At 70.9% G+C, this 13,417-nt stretch carries 18 protein-coding genes; 7 read left to right on the top strand and 11 right to left on the bottom strand.

Annotation, left to right across the window (positions count from 1 at the left end):
* Window positions 1-67 precede the first annotated feature (67 nt).
* Window positions 68-976: a ketopantoate reductase family protein gene (locus tag IO36_RS26455; protein ID WP_037623464.1), complete on the top strand. Its 909-nt coding sequence runs from the start codon at window positions 68-70 to the stop codon at window positions 974-976.
* A gap of 19 nt (window positions 977-995) precedes the next feature.
* On the opposite strand, the gene IO36_RS26450 is transcribed toward IO36_RS26455, so the two are convergent.
* The 4 genes from IO36_RS26450 to IO36_RS26435 all read right to left on the bottom strand — a co-directional run bounded on the left by IO36_RS26450 (window position 996) and on the right by IO36_RS26435 (window position 4,581).
* On the bottom strand, window positions 996-1,901 hold the full coding sequence (locus IO36_RS26450) for a LysR family transcriptional regulator (RefSeq protein WP_037623463.1): 906 nt from the start codon (window positions 1,899-1,901) through the stop codon (window positions 996-998).
* 37 nt (window positions 1,902-1,938) lie between these two features.
* Entirely contained in the window at window positions 1,939-2,526 is a 588-nt protein-coding gene (locus IO36_RS26445; protein WP_037623462.1) for a hydrolase, read from the bottom strand.
* 1 nt (window position 2,527) lies between these two features.
* A complete protein-coding gene (locus IO36_RS26440) occupies window positions 2,528-3,973 on the bottom strand; it encodes an MFS transporter (protein WP_063764902.1) in 1,446 nt (481 codons plus the stop codon).
* Window positions 3,974-4,062: 89 nt separating this feature from the next.
* Window positions 4,063-4,581: a MarR family winged helix-turn-helix transcriptional regulator gene (locus IO36_RS26435; protein ID WP_051900963.1), complete on the bottom strand. Its 519-nt coding sequence runs from the start codon at window positions 4,579-4,581 to the stop codon at window positions 4,063-4,065.
* A gap of 204 nt (window positions 4,582-4,785) precedes the next feature.
* Here IO36_RS26435 and IO36_RS26430 point away from each other — a divergent pair, with 204 nt between their 5' ends.
* A complete protein-coding gene (locus tag IO36_RS26430) occupies window positions 4,786-5,118 on the top strand; it encodes a hypothetical protein (protein WP_037623461.1) in 333 nt (110 codons plus the stop codon).
* A gap of 104 nt (window positions 5,119-5,222) precedes the next feature.
* Here IO36_RS26430 and IO36_RS47005 read toward each other — a convergent pair whose 3' ends face one another.
* The 3 genes from IO36_RS47005 to IO36_RS26415 all read right to left on the bottom strand — a co-directional run bounded on the left by IO36_RS47005 (window position 5,223) and on the right by IO36_RS26415 (window position 6,933).
* Window positions 5,223-5,414: a hypothetical protein gene (locus IO36_RS47005; RefSeq protein WP_158997518.1), complete on the bottom strand. Its 192-nt coding sequence runs from the start codon at window positions 5,412-5,414 to the stop codon at window positions 5,223-5,225.
* A 258-nt stretch (window positions 5,415-5,672) separates the two neighbouring features.
* The gene (locus IO36_RS26420) at window positions 5,673-6,311 is read right to left on the bottom strand and encodes a hypothetical protein (protein WP_037623533.1); all 639 of its coding nucleotides are present in this window, start codon (window positions 6,309-6,311) and stop codon (window positions 5,673-5,675) included.
* 283 nt (window positions 6,312-6,594) lie between these two features.
* Window positions 6,595-6,933, bottom strand: a complete 339-nt coding sequence (locus IO36_RS26415; RefSeq protein WP_037623459.1) for a hypothetical protein — start codon at window positions 6,931-6,933, stop codon at window positions 6,595-6,597.
* 121 nt (window positions 6,934-7,054) lie between these two features.
* Here IO36_RS26415 and IO36_RS26410 point away from each other — a divergent pair, with 121 nt between their 5' ends.
* Entirely contained in the window at window positions 7,055-8,023 is a 969-nt protein-coding gene (locus IO36_RS26410; protein WP_245173494.1) for a hypothetical protein, read from the top strand.
* Window positions 8,024-8,224: 201 nt separating this feature from the next.
* The gene (locus tag IO36_RS47000) at window positions 8,225-8,368 is read left to right on the top strand and encodes a hypothetical protein (RefSeq protein WP_158997516.1); all 144 of its coding nucleotides are present in this window, start codon (window positions 8,225-8,227) and stop codon (window positions 8,366-8,368) included.
* 51 nt (window positions 8,369-8,419) lie between these two features.
* On the opposite strand, the gene IO36_RS26405 is transcribed toward IO36_RS47000, so the two are convergent.
* The gene (locus tag IO36_RS26405; RefSeq protein ID WP_037623458.1) at window positions 8,420-9,073 is read right to left on the bottom strand and encodes a DUF1326 domain-containing protein; all 654 of its coding nucleotides are present in this window, start codon (window positions 9,071-9,073) and stop codon (window positions 8,420-8,422) included.
* Between the two features lie 196 nt (window positions 9,074-9,269).
* On the opposite strand from IO36_RS26405, the gene IO36_RS26400 reads away from it, so the two are divergent.
* The gene (locus tag IO36_RS26400; RefSeq protein ID WP_037623457.1) at window positions 9,270-10,097 is read left to right on the top strand and encodes a DUF2182 domain-containing protein; all 828 of its coding nucleotides are present in this window, start codon (window positions 9,270-9,272) and stop codon (window positions 10,095-10,097) included.
* Between the two features lie 179 nt (window positions 10,098-10,276).
* On the opposite strand, the gene IO36_RS48375 is transcribed toward IO36_RS26400, so the two are convergent.
* Together IO36_RS48375 and IO36_RS46995 are read right to left on the bottom strand one after the other, a co-directional pair.
* Entirely contained in the window at window positions 10,277-10,768 is a 492-nt protein-coding gene (locus tag IO36_RS48375; protein WP_245173493.1) for a hypothetical protein, read from the bottom strand.
* A gap of 218 nt (window positions 10,769-10,986) precedes the next feature.
* The gene (locus IO36_RS46995; RefSeq protein ID WP_158997514.1) at window positions 10,987-11,370 is read right to left on the bottom strand and encodes a hypothetical protein; all 384 of its coding nucleotides are present in this window, start codon (window positions 11,368-11,370) and stop codon (window positions 10,987-10,989) included.
* A 361-nt stretch (window positions 11,371-11,731) separates the two neighbouring features.
* Here IO36_RS46995 and IO36_RS26390 point away from each other — a divergent pair, with 361 nt between their 5' ends.
* Together IO36_RS26390 and IO36_RS44895 are read left to right on the top strand one after the other, a co-directional pair.
* Entirely contained in the window at window positions 11,732-12,115 is a 384-nt protein-coding gene (locus IO36_RS26390) for a hypothetical protein (RefSeq protein WP_037623530.1), read from the top strand.
* Between the two features lie 164 nt (window positions 12,116-12,279).
* The gene (locus tag IO36_RS44895) at window positions 12,280-12,750 is read left to right on the top strand and encodes a hypothetical protein (RefSeq protein ID WP_078943450.1); all 471 of its coding nucleotides are present in this window, start codon (window positions 12,280-12,282) and stop codon (window positions 12,748-12,750) included.
* A gap of 142 nt (window positions 12,751-12,892) precedes the next feature.
* Here IO36_RS44895 and IO36_RS26385 read toward each other — a convergent pair whose 3' ends face one another.
* Window positions 12,893-13,270 carry a cupin domain-containing protein gene (locus tag IO36_RS26385; RefSeq protein ID WP_051900962.1) on the bottom strand — a complete coding sequence of 126 codons (378 nt, stop codon included), beginning with the start codon at window positions 13,268-13,270 and terminating at the stop codon, window positions 12,893-12,895.
* Window positions 13,271-13,417: the final 147 nt, after the last annotated feature.

Below are 13,417 nucleotides of genomic sequence, written 5' to 3'. Positions count from 1 at the left end.
GGACGACCGGGACTTGTGACGATCTCCGGGGCCCGTTCCGGGGTCCCGCCGAGAGGAGCGAGGAACCATGACGAACGACGCGCTGACGGTGGCGGTGCTGGGTCCGGGAGGGGTCGGCGGACTGCTTGCGGCGCTGCTCTCCCGGGCCGGCCACCGGGTCGTCTGCATCGCCGGGGACGAGACGGCGGGCAGGCTGGCCGCGGACGGCATCGAGGTGCGCAGCGGTCACTTCGGCGACTTCACGGCCCGGGTCGAGGCGGACACCGAACTGCGCGAGCCGGTCGACGTGTGCGTGATCGCGGTCAAGGCGACGGCCCTGGACGCGGCGCTGGAACGGCTCCCGGCGAAGGCCCTGGGTGAGGAGGGCCTGGTCGTCCCGTTCCTGAACGGCGTCGAGCACCCGGCCCTGTTGCGCGAGCGCTACGGCTCCGGGCAGGTGGCCCCCGCCGTGATCCGCGTGGAGTCGACGCGGATCGCCCCGGGGGTGGTCGAGCACGGCAGCCCGTTCGCCGAGGTCGACCTGACCGCCGAGACGGCCCCCCGGGCCCGGGTCGAGGCGTTCGCCGGGGCCCTTGAGTGGGCCGGGGTGCGCGCGCGGGTCGAGGAGGGGGAGTCGGCGGCGCTGTGGGCGAAGATGTCGTTCCTCGCGCCGTTCGCCCTGCTGACGACGCGGTACGGGGTGCCGGTGGGCGACGTACGCACCCTGCACCGCGAGGAGTTGGCCGCCCTGGTCGAGGAGACGGCCGCGGTGGGCCGCGCGTGCGGTGCCGCCACCGATCCGGCGACCGCCCTCGCCCGGTACGACGCCTTCCCCGCGGCCACCAAGTCCTCGATGCAACGGGACGCCGAGGCGGGCCGCCCCCTCGAACTCGACGCGATCGGCGGCGCGTTGCTGCGCGCGGCGGAGCGGACCGGGGTGCCGGTACCCGTGGCGAGCGAACTCGTCGGGCGCCTGCGGGCGATCGCCGGGGCCTGAGGGCGCCGGACGGCCCGTCCTACTGGCCCGCCCCGCCCCCCGCGCAGTGCCGGGCCACCGTGTCGGCGAAGGCGTGGGCCGCGGGCGACAGGGCGTCCCAGCGGCGTACGGCCCAGCCGACCGCGAGGGGCGGCAGGGCCGGTACGGGCAGGAAGCGGAGGCCGGGGTGGCCGGGTCCGGGCAGGCCCGGCAGGGCGGGGACGACGGCGTGGCCGAGGCCGAGTTCGGCGAGCAGGATCGCGGTGTCCCAGTCGGCGACGCTGGTGTCGGAGGCGCTTGCGGGTATCCCCAACTCCCGGTAGGCGGAGTCGAGATGGGCGCGGGAGGTGGAGTGCTCGGGCAGCCCCACGATCCGCAGTCCGGCCAGTTCCGCCGCCTCGATCCGTTCCCGGCCCGCGAGTTCGTCGTCGGCGTGCACGGCGAGCACCCAGGGGAGTTCGGCGACGAGCCGCTGCTCGATGCCCCGCACGGGCGGGCCGAGGGTGACCCAGGCGAGGTCGAGTCCGTGGTCGGCGAGCGCGTCGAAGCAGCTCCGGCTGGAGTTCTCGGTCTGGAACTCGAGGCTGACCTTGGGGTACCGGCCCCGGAACTCGACCACGGCCCCGGCCATGAAGTGCCGCACGGTGGTGCCGCCGGTGGCGATCCGCACCGTACCGCCGCCCCCGCGCACCAGCTCGTCGAGCCGGCGCAGCGCGAGGTCGAGTCCGGCGATGCCGTCGGCGGCGGCCTGTTCGAGGACGCGCCCGGCGCGGGTGGGCACCACACCGCGGGCCTGTCGTTCGACGAGCCCGAGTCCGACCTCGCGTTCGAGCCGGCGTACGTGCTGGCTCACCGCCGACTGCGTGCAGCCGAGTTCCCGGGCGACGGCGCTCAGGCTCCCGGCCCGGCAGACGGCGACGAACACACGAAGATCATCCAGGGTCACGGGCCCAAGGTACCCGCGGATTCCTGGAGTTGGCCGGTCAGGCCCGGGTCTTGTCGAGCAGTTCGAGGATCTCCTCGGTGGTGCCGCTCTCGCCGAGGCGGGGGAAGATCCGCTCGACGCTGTTGCGGTGCGTCTCGGGGTCGAGGTCGGACATGGCGTCGGTGGCGAGGGTGACGTGGTAGCCGTGTTCGTGGGCGGCGCGGGCGGAGGACTCCACGCCGATGCTGGTGGCGATGCCGGTGAGCACGATCTGGGTGATCCCGCGGCGGCGCAGCTGGAGGTCGAGGTCGGTGCCGTGGAAGGCGCCCCAGTTCCGCTTGGTCACGGTGATGTCCCCGGGGTGCCCGGCCAGTTCGTCGACGACGACGTCCCAGCCCTCCGGGAAGGAGCGGGCGCGGCGCGGGCCGTCGATGCGGCCGGGGACGGCGTCGGCGCCGTCGGCGGCCGAGGTGACCCGGACGAGGACGACGGGGAGGCCGTGGCCGCGGAAGGCGTCGGCGAGCCGGACGGAGCGCTGTACGACGTCGGCGGCGGGGTGGGGGGCGAGGCCGGGGTTGCCGACGATGCCGTTCTGCAGGTCGATGACGACGAGCGCGGTGCGGGGGTCGAGCGTGGTGACTGCCATGTCAGGCCTTTCGGGGGGCGGGATCGCGGAGGGATCGGTCGATGAGGGTCACCGCCAGGAGCAGCACGGCTCCGGCGAGCATGAAGAGGGCGAGCCGGTGCAGCCCGCCGGTGTCGGCGCCGTGGGTGAAGAAGGCGGCGTCGGCGGCGGAGGCGGCCATCGCGCCGAGGTAGGTGAAGGTGCGCAGCAGCCCCGCCGCGGAGCCCATGCGGGCGGGTTCGGCCTGCCGGTACAGCGCGGTCTGATTGGCCAGGCCATTGAGACCCTGTGGGACACCCATGAGGGCGCCGACGCCGGCCAGGAGCCAGATCGCGCTGGTCGAGTTCATCGTCAGCAGGGCCGTGCACCCGGCGATCTGGACGAGACTGCCGACCACGAGCTTGGCGCGGACGGCCTCCCGGCGCCCGGTGATCCCGGAGACGACGAGTCCGCTCAGGGACAGCGGCAGCAGGACCAGTCCGGCGCTCGCCGCGTGCAGCCCGCGCCCCTCCTCCATCCACTGGGTGAATCCGTAGAGGAAGGCGTACGCGGTGGTGTAGCTGAGGAACTGGCGCAGGAAGGTGGCGAGCATGGGGGCGTTGCCGCCGAGAACCCGCAGGTCGATGAAGGGGCCCGGGACCCGCAGTTCCCGCCGCGCGAAGGCGGCGCCCGCGACGAGCGCGAGCACCGGCAGATACCAGTCGTCGGCGCGCGGCCGCATGAGGAACAGCATCAGCGAGACGAGCAGGGCGGCGAACAGCAGCATGCCGGGGAGGTCGACGCCGGGGGTGGCGGACGGAGAGGCCGGGGAGGGCGTGGCCGGTTCGGCGGCCGGCCCGGCAGCCTTCGCCTCGTCGGCCGTCGCCCCGTCGGCCGTCGGGCCGGTCGCCCCGGGACGAGCGGAACGGGCGGCCGCCGGCCCCCTCTGCTTCCTGGTGGTCTTCGGCAGTCGCAGGGCGCCGAGGACCATACAGGCCAGGGAGAGCGGCACATTGACGAGGAAGATGGTGCGCCAGCCGCCCACGCCGATGAGCAGGCCGCCGAGGGTGGGTCCGACGACGGCGACGGTCTGGGCGGAGACGGCGAGCGCGGTCAGGACGCCGGCCGGACTGCTCTGCCCGGTGCGTTCGGCCTCGCTGCGGGTCAGATGCATCGCGGCGGGATACGCGGCCGAGGTGCCGAATCCGAGCAGGACCCGGGCGGCGACGAGCGCGCCGAGGTTCGGGGAGAGGGCGCCGAGGAGCCCGGCGACGCCGACCAGGGCCGTACCGAAGAGGTAGAGACGGCGGGGGCCGTACAGGTCGACGAGCCGTCCGATGACGGGCTGCCCCACGGCGGTGGCGAGGTAGAGCCCGGAGACCAGCCAGGCGGTCTCCGCGGGGGACGCGCCGAGCGCCCGGCCGATCGGCACCAGCGCGACGGCGATCATGGAGGAGTTGACCGGGTTCAGTACGGTGCCGAGGACCATCGGGGCGATCAGGCGGCGGTCGAACCGGTCGGGCGGGCGGTGCCGTGCGGGGGTGAGCCGGTGCTGGAGCCAGTCCCGGAGGGCGGGTATCACGACCGGGTGAGCCGTTCCAGCAGTGCCATCGCCGCGATGACGGTCTGCCGCTCGTCCTCCGTGCAGCGCTCCTCGAAGGCTCGGGCGAGCCATTCCGAGCGGGCCTGCCGGGTGCCTTCGACGCGCTCGCGCCCGGCGTCCGTGAGCGTGACCAGCTGGCGCCGGCCGTCTCCGGGGTCGGGGTTGCGCTGGATGAGTCCGTACTGGTCGAGGGCCGCGAGGGTGGCGGCCATCGACTGCGGTCGTACGCCTTCGGCCGCGGCGAGGGCGCTGGCCGTGGCGGCGCCGCTCTTGCTCACGAGGGTGAGCGCGGAGATCTGCGAGGGCGTCAGGTCCTGCGCCGGTCCCCGTTCCCCGCCTGGAGTCCGCCCCTGCGCCTGCGCCTGGTCCGGGGTCTCGGACACCTCGCGGATGCGCCGCCGGAGCAGGCTGAAGGCGACGCGAAGGTCCTGCGCGGCGCGTGCCGCGGATTCCGAGACGCCCACGTCACCGGGCCGGTCGCCGCTCTGTTCCATGGCGCCACGCTAAAACACCCAGCACAAACTGTCCAGTCGAAACTGCACAGTTTCACCTGTCCACCTCACGTCTCACACCAGCCACACTCACCCCACCCGAACCAGCCAACCCTCCACTTCCCGAACACTCGTTCGGAACACCCGTTCGCGTGAACTCCCCGAAGGAACTCGCACCACAAAATCGAACAGGCGTAGCATTGCCGCGTGGCATCGACCTATGACTTTCCAAGTGACCTCCTCGCCGGTCAGGAGGAGCTGCATCAGGTCCGGGCCGAGCTGCTGGCCCTGCTGAAACGACTCCCCTGGTCGGTGGAGCCCCTGGACGGCTTCAGCGACACCGGCGGCTGGCGCAAGGTGGAGCGCCCCGCCTCCCCGGGCTGGACCGACGACGAGCAGGCGGAGGTGGAGAAACTCCGCTGTCGCGAACGCGAGCTGACGGTGTTCGTCTCCGGCCACCGCTTCTGGTCGGAGGTCGCCACGGCGGAGAAGGTCGACGCCCGGATGAGGCTGAAGCACACACGGGACGTGCCGTCGTGAAGGCCCCGTCCGGGGCGCCGGGCGCGGCTCCCCGGCCCCGCCCGGCCCGAGGCACATGAGCCTGCTCCGGCCGACCGGAGTCGACGTGGCACGACCGATGACTCCTACGGAGTCGTACGCCCCAGGTCCGCGTCTGCGGCATCGCGGCGCTTCACGGGCCGTCCGCCGAGAACGCCGAGCACCCCGCCCAGCAGGATGAGGACCATGGCCACACCGGCGAGCCGAGCGCCCACCTCGGAGGACCAACCGGCCGTCCTCGGCACTCCGTCGAGGACGAACCCGGCACCGATCAGCACGAATCCCCACCCTGCCCAGCGAGGACGCACGGTCCGCACCGGACGCCGCCCGCTCAAGGTCAGCACCCCGAGAAACGCCATCAAGAACCCACAGGCCAACATGATCAACGCGCTCATGACACCCCTCCGCCGGGAGGGTATCTCCGTACCGGTTCGGAAGATCCCACGACCGGGTAAAGCCTGACCTGCCAGGATGTCCGCACGTTCAAGGCGCGCTCCCCCGGCTCCGGCCGCGCCCCAACGCCCGCGGGGCGTCGTTCACTTCGCGGACGGGGCGCTCACCGGGACGGCGTCCCGGAAGTCGGTCAGCGTGAGCGTGCTCCGGATATCGGGTTCGGACGCGAAGTGGATGTCCTGGCGTACGCGTACGATCCGGCCCTTCTCGTCCATCCAGACGTCGGCGTCGATCGCCGTGGCGGGGCGCAGGTTGCGTCCGCTGGTCCTGTCGACCGATGCGATCTCCTTCGGGGTGAGGTGGCCCGACACGCGGACGGGTTCGCTGCCCCGGTGCACCGAGCCACCGTGTTCGAGGATGAGCGCCACGTACTGAGGGAGCCGGTCCACAGGGGTGCCGCCCTTGGCCGCGGACGCGGGGAACTCCTGCCACGCGCCGCGGGAGCCGGTCGCCCTCCGGTACACCTTCTGCCGGGTGATCACGACGTCCTCGGTGTACTGCTCGGTCTCGTCCTTCGTGCGCCCGGTGAAGGGCGCGTTGAGGTTGACCCGTCCGGTCATGTGCTGGAGCTGCCTGGTCCCGGACAGCGTGACGGCGTCGAGTGCGGCCGAGTAGGGGGCGTCGTCGGCCGCGGCCAGCCGGTCGCGGACCATCTGCGGGCCTGACTTCGCCGGCGCGGATGAGCTCGGGGCGCATCCCGGGAGCATCAGTGCTGTGAGCACCAGGATCAGGGTCGGCGTTGACGCTCGGTGGTGGATCAAGAGTTGGTCCTCGGATCGGCGGGCCTGGGAAGGCCATGTCGTTCGGTCGCCGAGCCGCCCTCCGGCGGCTCGGTTCGGTTGCTCGGCTCGGGTTGGCTCGGCTGCTCGGGCTCGGGTTGGCGGGGGCCGGATCAGGGCGGCCGGGGTCTGATCGCTTCGGCCCGGTTCAGCCCAGTCGGGCCGGGGCGGGGCGGGTCGTCCCGGATCCGCCTGCGCCGGCCACGAGACCGGTCCAGAACGGCCGTCATCCCTCATCGGCGTCCAGCGGAGGGACCCAGGCTGCCATCCCGTACTTCTCAAGGGTGGCGAGGATCCATGCTCGTCCGGCCGGGTCCGCGGTTCGCCAGGTCCACCGCATACGACGGCGCCGCTTGCGCCACGGCATCCACCGAGGCTCCCGGCTCTGGCCCAGCGCGATGTTGTGCACCAGGTCCGCGAGCCAGGCGATGCAGGCGACATAGTCGTCGTCGGGCCAGGTGTTCAAGGCCTTGCGGCGGCGCGCCATGCTGCGGATGTCCAGCAGGGCGCAGTAGGTGAGAAGCGCCGCCACCGCCTCGTCGTCGACCGACCGAGCGTTCGCCATGTCGCGTCCCCCTCCTCCATGATCGACGACGCCGCACTCTAGCCGCCCCGGCCGACATCGCGGCTGTCGGAGACGGGAGTTAGGGTCGGCGCCGGACGACCGCTCGACACCCGGGGGACCCATGCCGTCGGAGCACGCGCAGCAGAACACGGGCGGCAGCCGACCGACCGGAGACCGGCCGACCGGCGGCAGACCGACCGGCCCCCGTCAGCTGGCGCCGATCCCGTTCGACGTCGAGGCCGTCTTCCCCGAACTGACCGGCACCGCTCGCGAGGTGACTCTCCTGTACCCACGGGCCGGAGAGCCGGGCCCTGGTGACAGCTCCATCGGCGGCCCCCTGCTGTGGCCGGCCGACGAGCCCTGGCCGATGTGCACCGAAGCGGACCACTACAACCCGGTCGGCCCCGAGCCGGTCGCGATGGTCCCGGTGGTCCAGCTCTACGCCCATGACGTGCCCGGCCTGGTCTTTCCCGCCGGCACGGACCTGCTGCAGATCCTCTGGTGCCCGCTCGTCCATGACGGCGGCCAGTACACGGCGGCCCCCCGACTGCGCTGGCGCAGCGCGGCGCCGACGGCCGAGGGTGCCGCCGCCGGGGACCCGCCCCGCCCGCACACCGTCGAGGAGGACTTCATGCCCCGCCCGTGCACGCTGTCCCCCACGCCGACGGTGGAGTACCCGAACGGGGACATGCCCGACGGACTCGGTGCCCAACTCGCGGAGCGGTTCGAGGAGATGGAAAGGGAACGGGGCTACGACTACTTCCAGGTGGCCACCACGCAGCAGAGCAAGGTCGGCGGCTACCCGGGGTGGACTCAGCCGCCGAACTGGCCCGACTGCACGGGGTGCGGGACCCGGATGGAGCACCTGCTCAGCGTCACGGCGAGCGAGCCGGGCGGGGGCCGTTGGCTTCCCCTGGACGACCGGGTCCCCCAGAACGGGCCCCCGGTGCCGTCCTGGCGGGCCGAGGCCGATCCCGCTCTCCTCGACACCTTCGGTCACGAGATGGACCTGGGCGACCTCGGCGGCATGTACTTCTTCGTCTGCCGCACCTGCCCGGACACCCCGTACACGCACCGCTACGACTGCTGAGACCACGCCGACCGGATCACCACGCCTCGTGGTGCACCGTGCGGCCTCGGGATCCACGGAAAGGATGGAAAGCCATGTCGTCCTCGCTCGACCGTCTCAGGGCGTTGCTGGGGGAACCGGTGACATGGGGCTGGGCCCGGCCGCGGCAACGAGTACTACTTCCTGGCGCTCGAGCCGGACCCTGACGAGTGGCGCATCGTCGTGGGCAGCGAGTCCAACGACTGGTTCGAAACGGCGGGCACCTTCAGCGACTTCCTGGTCCGCTGCTTCGACCGCACGGACCGACCCCCCTTCCTGCCCCGCAGCTGGCCCACCCCTGACGCCCGCTACCACTCGGACGTCTGACGGCGCGTCCATTTGGAGCGGAGCCAGATCACCGCCACTGGGGCGACCTGGTCAGTCGGGCCCCGTCCAGTCGAAGGTGATGTGCTTGCTGGACCGGCCCTCGCGACTCCAGAGGAAGCCGTGGGTATCGGCGCGGTCGGCCGTCGAACGGCCCCAGGTCGCCACCTGGCCCGGTCCGGTCTCCGCACCCGGCAGGTTGGTCGACTGGACGCGGGCGCCCTCCGGGGTCGTGGGTCCCGTGAGCGCAACCGCGCTCGCCTCGATCCGGCCCGGTACCACGGCCCGCCAGCTCGCGAGGTCGTCGGCGACGTCGATCTCGATGGGCGCGAACTCCATGCCCCGCATCTCGGCGCCCATCATGCTCACCATCTCGGCGGGCCAACTGCCCGCCTGACCACCGAAGATCATCTGAATCGCCCCGCGCTGGGGCTCGTCGGCGCGCTCGTCGACGAAGACGGCGGCATACGCGTCCGAATGCTCGGCCCAGATGTTGCCGACGAACGAGGCCACCATCAGCACGTTCAGGCCGTCGAGCCGTACGTCTCCGTAGTGGCCCTCGCGGATGTGCCAGGCCAGGATGCCGTCGCAGTCGCCGTGAGTGGGCAGCTGCGCGAACGAGCAGGGGCACGGCACGTTGCACTTGCAGGTGTCGAACCAGTCGCCCGCCGCGTGCCACCGCGGAACCGTCGCCGTCGTCTCGGACATCGTCCAGCCTCCTCCTGACCGTGCCGGGACATCGGTCTCGTGAGGACGGCAGAACCCCCGGGAGCCATCTCGGACCCAAGCCCGGGTTAGGCATATACACCCTGATTCTCCCACCGCAGGGGTCGCCCGGAAGGGTACGTTCCGCATACATGCGTTTCCGCGCGCACGTGCCGGTCCGCCGTGATGTGCTGGAGGTGTGCGCCTCGACCGGAAGGCCCTGTCACCCCCTCTGCGTCCGGCGAATCTCCTGTCGGCCCGGCAGCTCGCGTTCGCCTGGTCCTTGATGGCGTCGATCGCCCTCCTCGCCTGGCTGCTGGTGGTCGACCAGGCCCGTGACATGGGGGTCGAGCCGGGAACGATGGGCATGGACGTCCCGCTGTTCCTGCTGCTGTGGCTGGTCATGATGATCGCCATGATGGTGCCGTCGGTGGCCCCGGTCGCCCTGACCTGGACGCGGGCCATCGGGCGCCAGTCGCCCACCGCTGCCGTGCGGGTGCTGCGTACCGCCCAGTTCCTCTGCGGATACCTCCTGGCCTGGACGGTCTTCGGCCTCATCGCCTACGGGCTCCTCGCCTGGACCGGGGCCCTGGTGGACGAGCACCCCGGCGCCGGACGCTGGATCGGCGCCGGCGCCTTCCTGCTCGCCGGGCTGTACCAGTTCGGCCCGTGGAAGGACCTCTGCCTGCGGCACTGCCGAAGCCCGATGGGCCAGCTCGTGCGCTACGCGGGCTTCCGGCCCCGGGCCCGCGATCTGCGCGTCGGAGCGCACCACGGGGCGTACTGCGTGGGCTGCTGCTGGGGGTTGATGGTGGTCCTCGTCCCGCTGGGCGTCATGAACGTCCTGGCGATGGCCGCGGTGGCCGTGGTCGTCTTCGTCGAGAAGCTCTGGCGGCTGGGCCCCGTCTTCTCGCAGGTGGTCGGGGCGGCCTTCGTCGTACTCGCGGTACTGAGCCTCTTCCAGCCCTGGCTGCTGCCGGGCCTGACCCCGCCGGAGTCCCCCATGACGGAGATGCTCCGCCCCTGATCCAGCGCCGCCGGGCCACCGCCGGGCTGTCTCCGTCCGAAGCGGGACGGCAGGGGCCCAGATCACCGGAATCACAGGGGCTGACCTGAACCCTTTCGCGTCTTGAGACCGGCGGGCACCCCGAAGCGGACCGAAGGCCGTCCAGCGAAGGTGCTGGACGACGCACTGGGACTCCCGGATCAGAGTGCGTCTATCTGCCAGGCGACCATGCCGGTCGATCCCTGGGTGCCGTCGACATCGATGTGTACGCGCTCGCGCGTGGTGATCCGCTGCTGGACCACCGACCGATCGCACGGCACCTCGGTCTCCTTGCCGGCGCTCGTCGGTACGAAGGTCAGCCGGGCGCTGCCGCTGCCGGAGCAGACCAGATCGAGCTTGTAGGTCCTGCCCTCGCCGAGGGCGGGCTCGGTGTGGACTCCGTCGCTCACCCGCTCGACGCCGGCCTCGACCATCGTCCCGCTGTGGACGGTGGCCAGGGCCGCCTGGACCTGCTCGGTGAGCTTCTTCTCGGACGCCCCGGTTGCCGTCGGGGACGCGCTCGGCACGGTCTGCGACGCCGGCGCGCTGTGGGCTTCCCCTTCTCCCTTACTGGAGGTGCACGAGGCGAGCAGGAACACCGACGCCGCCACAGCACACACGGCAAGGCAAGCCCGGGACTTCGAATAGATCATGATGAAGTCTCCCAGTACTTCCACCCGGTCTCCGCCGTCGGCAGCGTCCCGGTGCTGCGACCAAGTCCCCTCGCCGTGCTGAGATCTTGGGCAGCTGAGCACCAGGGGACCGCCATAGGAACGGCGGATACGGCACTCCCCGGAGGGCGAGCGGGTTCGTGTCGGCTCGTTCCCGCCCGCCCCGGGGAACAGGGGTGAACTCCGGGCGCGTACGGACCTCAGGTGTGCTTGCCCGGGTACCCGCCAAAACTGGTGCGCCGGCCCTGCCGCATGCCACGGTCCGGTGAAGTTCCGGGCGCTTCTGGTGCGAGCCGTCCCGCCTGGCCTCTGGCGACACAGACCATCACGTGTCCAGTCAGCAGAAGATCAAGGACGCAGCCGACGCTCAACCACCAATAGATGACCGACAGCACATGGGCAGCGAGTGCCAAGTGTATGAAAATTGCAACAAAAAGGGCAGATGCAAGAAAATTGAGTACCAGCAGTGGCCAGCCGGAATCCGTTTTGGCTCTGACGAATTTCTGCCAAGTCGTTCGGGGCACTTGAGTGGGATGCGGGCTGAAACGGCGTTTGAACGCGCCCACAGAAGATCGCTGCGTCACGGAGGCATCGAACAGTTGCAGACAACATCTGCGCAAGCACCTGGCACGGAGATACGGGCGCACCCGGTCGAGTCTCAACGCCCGAGTCGATCCGGCGATGCGTCGTGGGCCGATTCAAGCAGCGGCGGCCCGTGTGACGGCGCATGTCGACCGCGGCCGGCCGTCGTCGACCGTGGTCGACCGCACGACGTGGCACGGCTGTGGCACACGGCCTTCTGATCCGTGGCTATAGCCGGATCGACGAGTGCCGGCCACCGGCTGCCCCGAGGCCCAGAGGCCCAGAGGAACGCCACCGTGCGGGGGCGGTTGCCGGGGTTGCGGTACTTGGCTGCTGTACCGCAGGATCCAGACGGGGGTGACCATGGAACGGCATGTGCTGGAATCGCTGTTGACCGGTGATGACGAGGCGTCCGTGACAGCTCTGGCCACCCTCCGCAGCGGCGCCACCCACTGGGTGGCAGACAAGGCGCAACCCGCCGGCGTGCATGCCGGAGTCTTCAGGGGCCGACTTCAGCGCATGCGGATGCACGGACTCGAACCGCTTGGGCTGGAACGAGCGGTGCGGCTCGTCCTTGAACATGGCCGGCCCGGGCGTACCGGGCTGATCGATCCCGTCGATCGGACATGGACCACCCTGCTCTTCCTCACCGAGGACGGCAGCGCACTCCTGGCCTGCGCCGGCTGGCCGCTGCCGCTCGTCAAGAAACCACCGCTCGAGGAGCGAGGTGGGGAGGGTGCGCCGTGAGCTGCGCCTTCCGGGCCGTGGGCGACCGCTTAGAGGTGCCGATCGCTTCGAGGTGCCTGCCGCCCGCCACTGTTCCCCGTGGTTCCTCGCTCGATCCGGCACGGTTCTGGCACGGCACGTAACTCTGTGGCCGCGGTGCGGCGTCCCACCTGATGATTGGTCCCATGGATGTTGTCGTTCAGCGGATACGGACGTCGTGGACGAAGAAGTCGCGCGGCGGCCTTGGAGCTGCGCGCAGAAATGCCGCACCGACGGCCTTCGCGCTGCCCCGGCGCTTGAATGCCGCCCTTCACGAGGTCGCCATGCAGGAGTCCGACTCCTTCGAACCTCGCGTGCAAGTACGGGATCTGTCGGCACCCGGGATGATTCTTCGCGAGGTTGACGGGCTGCTGCGCGTGGATCCGCCAGAGGTGAGCATGTTCGCCATGCCACGACGCGATCGGCGCCCGCCTGCCGTTCGTCTGGCTCCCGGCCAATGGCTGCAATGGCAGATCAACCACCGGTTCGTCGGCCGTTGTGACGGCGCCTGGTCCTACCGACTGGAAACGTTCAACATCGTTTACGGCTCTGCGGCACCCGACGTGTTTCTGGGTGTGCCGGCACGCCGTGTAGACGAGCGTCGGGCTCTGCGCTGAACTCCGGGGCGCCGAATTCCTGGTTCTCCACGGAAGTCCCGGGACGAGAGCCCGAGCCGTCTCATGGTGGCGGGCCTCAGGCCGAGTGACCGGACCGCCGGCGCACAAGACACCTACCGTGCTGGTCGCCCCCAGCGATATCTCAGCCGCCTTGCTGCCGGCTCATCCAATCCGCGATGGCTTGCTCAAGTTCGGCGAGCTGGTCGGTCGGGCTGAATTGCAGGAGTTCGGTGCCGGCATCGACGTAGGGCCGGTGACCAGGCGGGGTGTAGAACGCATCACCGGTCTCGTACACCTCCTCGTGGTCGTCGAAGACGAAGCGCACGTGTCCGGCGAAGACGTAGCCCCAGTGAGGGCAGGGGCAGTGACTCCCGGGCAGGGCCTTGAGCGGGCCATCGAGGTCGGCGTCCGCGGCAAAAGAAACGAACTCGACCGTGTAACCGTCCATGTCCTCGCGCCGGTCGGTCACCGGACCGAACTCCAGCACCCGGGATGCAGTGATTTTGGAGATCTTGGGCATATTTGAGACGAGACCATAGATCGCGCGCCCCGACCCGCTGGACGGCCCTTCAGAGTGAACCGAGCTTGAAGCAGCGCGAGGCCGTCAGACACATGGATCGGCTGCTCAGGCGGCGACTGCGGCGCGAGCAGCGACGGCACTGATGTC

Source organism: Streptomyces aureus (genome assembly GCF_000725495.1).
In the GTDB taxonomy this organism is placed as follows: Bacteria; Actinomycetota; Actinomycetes; order Streptomycetales; family Streptomycetaceae; genus Streptomyces; species Streptomyces aureus_B.
Note: the sequence above shows the minus strand (reverse complement) of the source record. Positions and strands in the feature narration are given on the sequence as shown.

Bases quoted from the DNA above. Each gene is read 5' to 3' on its own strand.
- IO36_RS44895 (WP_078943450.1), top strand. From the start codon at position 12,280: ATGGATGTTGTCGTTCAGCGGATACGGACGTCGTGGACGAAGAAGTCG.
- IO36_RS26435 (WP_051900963.1), bottom strand. From the start codon at position 4,581: ATGGAACAGAGCGGCGACCGGCCCGGTGACGTGGGCGTCTCGGAATCC.
- IO36_RS26405 (WP_037623458.1), bottom strand. From the start codon at position 9,073: ATGTCCGAGACGACGGCGACGGTTCCGCGGTGGCACGCGGCGGGCGAC.
- IO36_RS26385 (WP_051900962.1), bottom strand. From the start codon at position 13,270: ATGCCCAAGATCTCCAAAATCACTGCATCCCGGGTGCTGGAGTTCGGT.
- IO36_RS26455 (WP_037623464.1), top strand. From the start codon at position 68: ATGACGAACGACGCGCTGACGGTGGCGGTGCTGGGTCCGGGAGGGGTC.
- IO36_RS26390 (WP_037623530.1), top strand. From the start codon at position 11,732: ATGGAACGGCATGTGCTGGAATCGCTGTTGACCGGTGATGACGAGGCG.
- IO36_RS26410 (WP_245173494.1), top strand. From the start codon at position 7,055: ATGCCGTCGGAGCACGCGCAGCAGAACACGGGCGGCAGCCGACCGACC.
- IO36_RS26415 (WP_037623459.1), bottom strand. From the start codon at position 6,933: ATGGCGAACGCTCGGTCGGTCGACGACGAGGCGGTGGCGGCGCTTCTC.
- IO36_RS26440 (WP_063764902.1), bottom strand. From the start codon at position 3,973: ATGGTCCTCGGCACCGTACTGAACCCGGTCAACTCCTCCATGATCGCC.
- IO36_RS26445 (WP_037623462.1), bottom strand. From the start codon at position 2,526: ATGGCAGTCACCACGCTCGACCCCCGCACCGCGCTCGTCGTCATCGAC.
- IO36_RS48375 (WP_245173493.1), bottom strand. From the start codon at position 10,768: ATGATCTATTCGAAGTCCCGGGCTTGCCTTGCCGTGTGTGCTGTGGCG.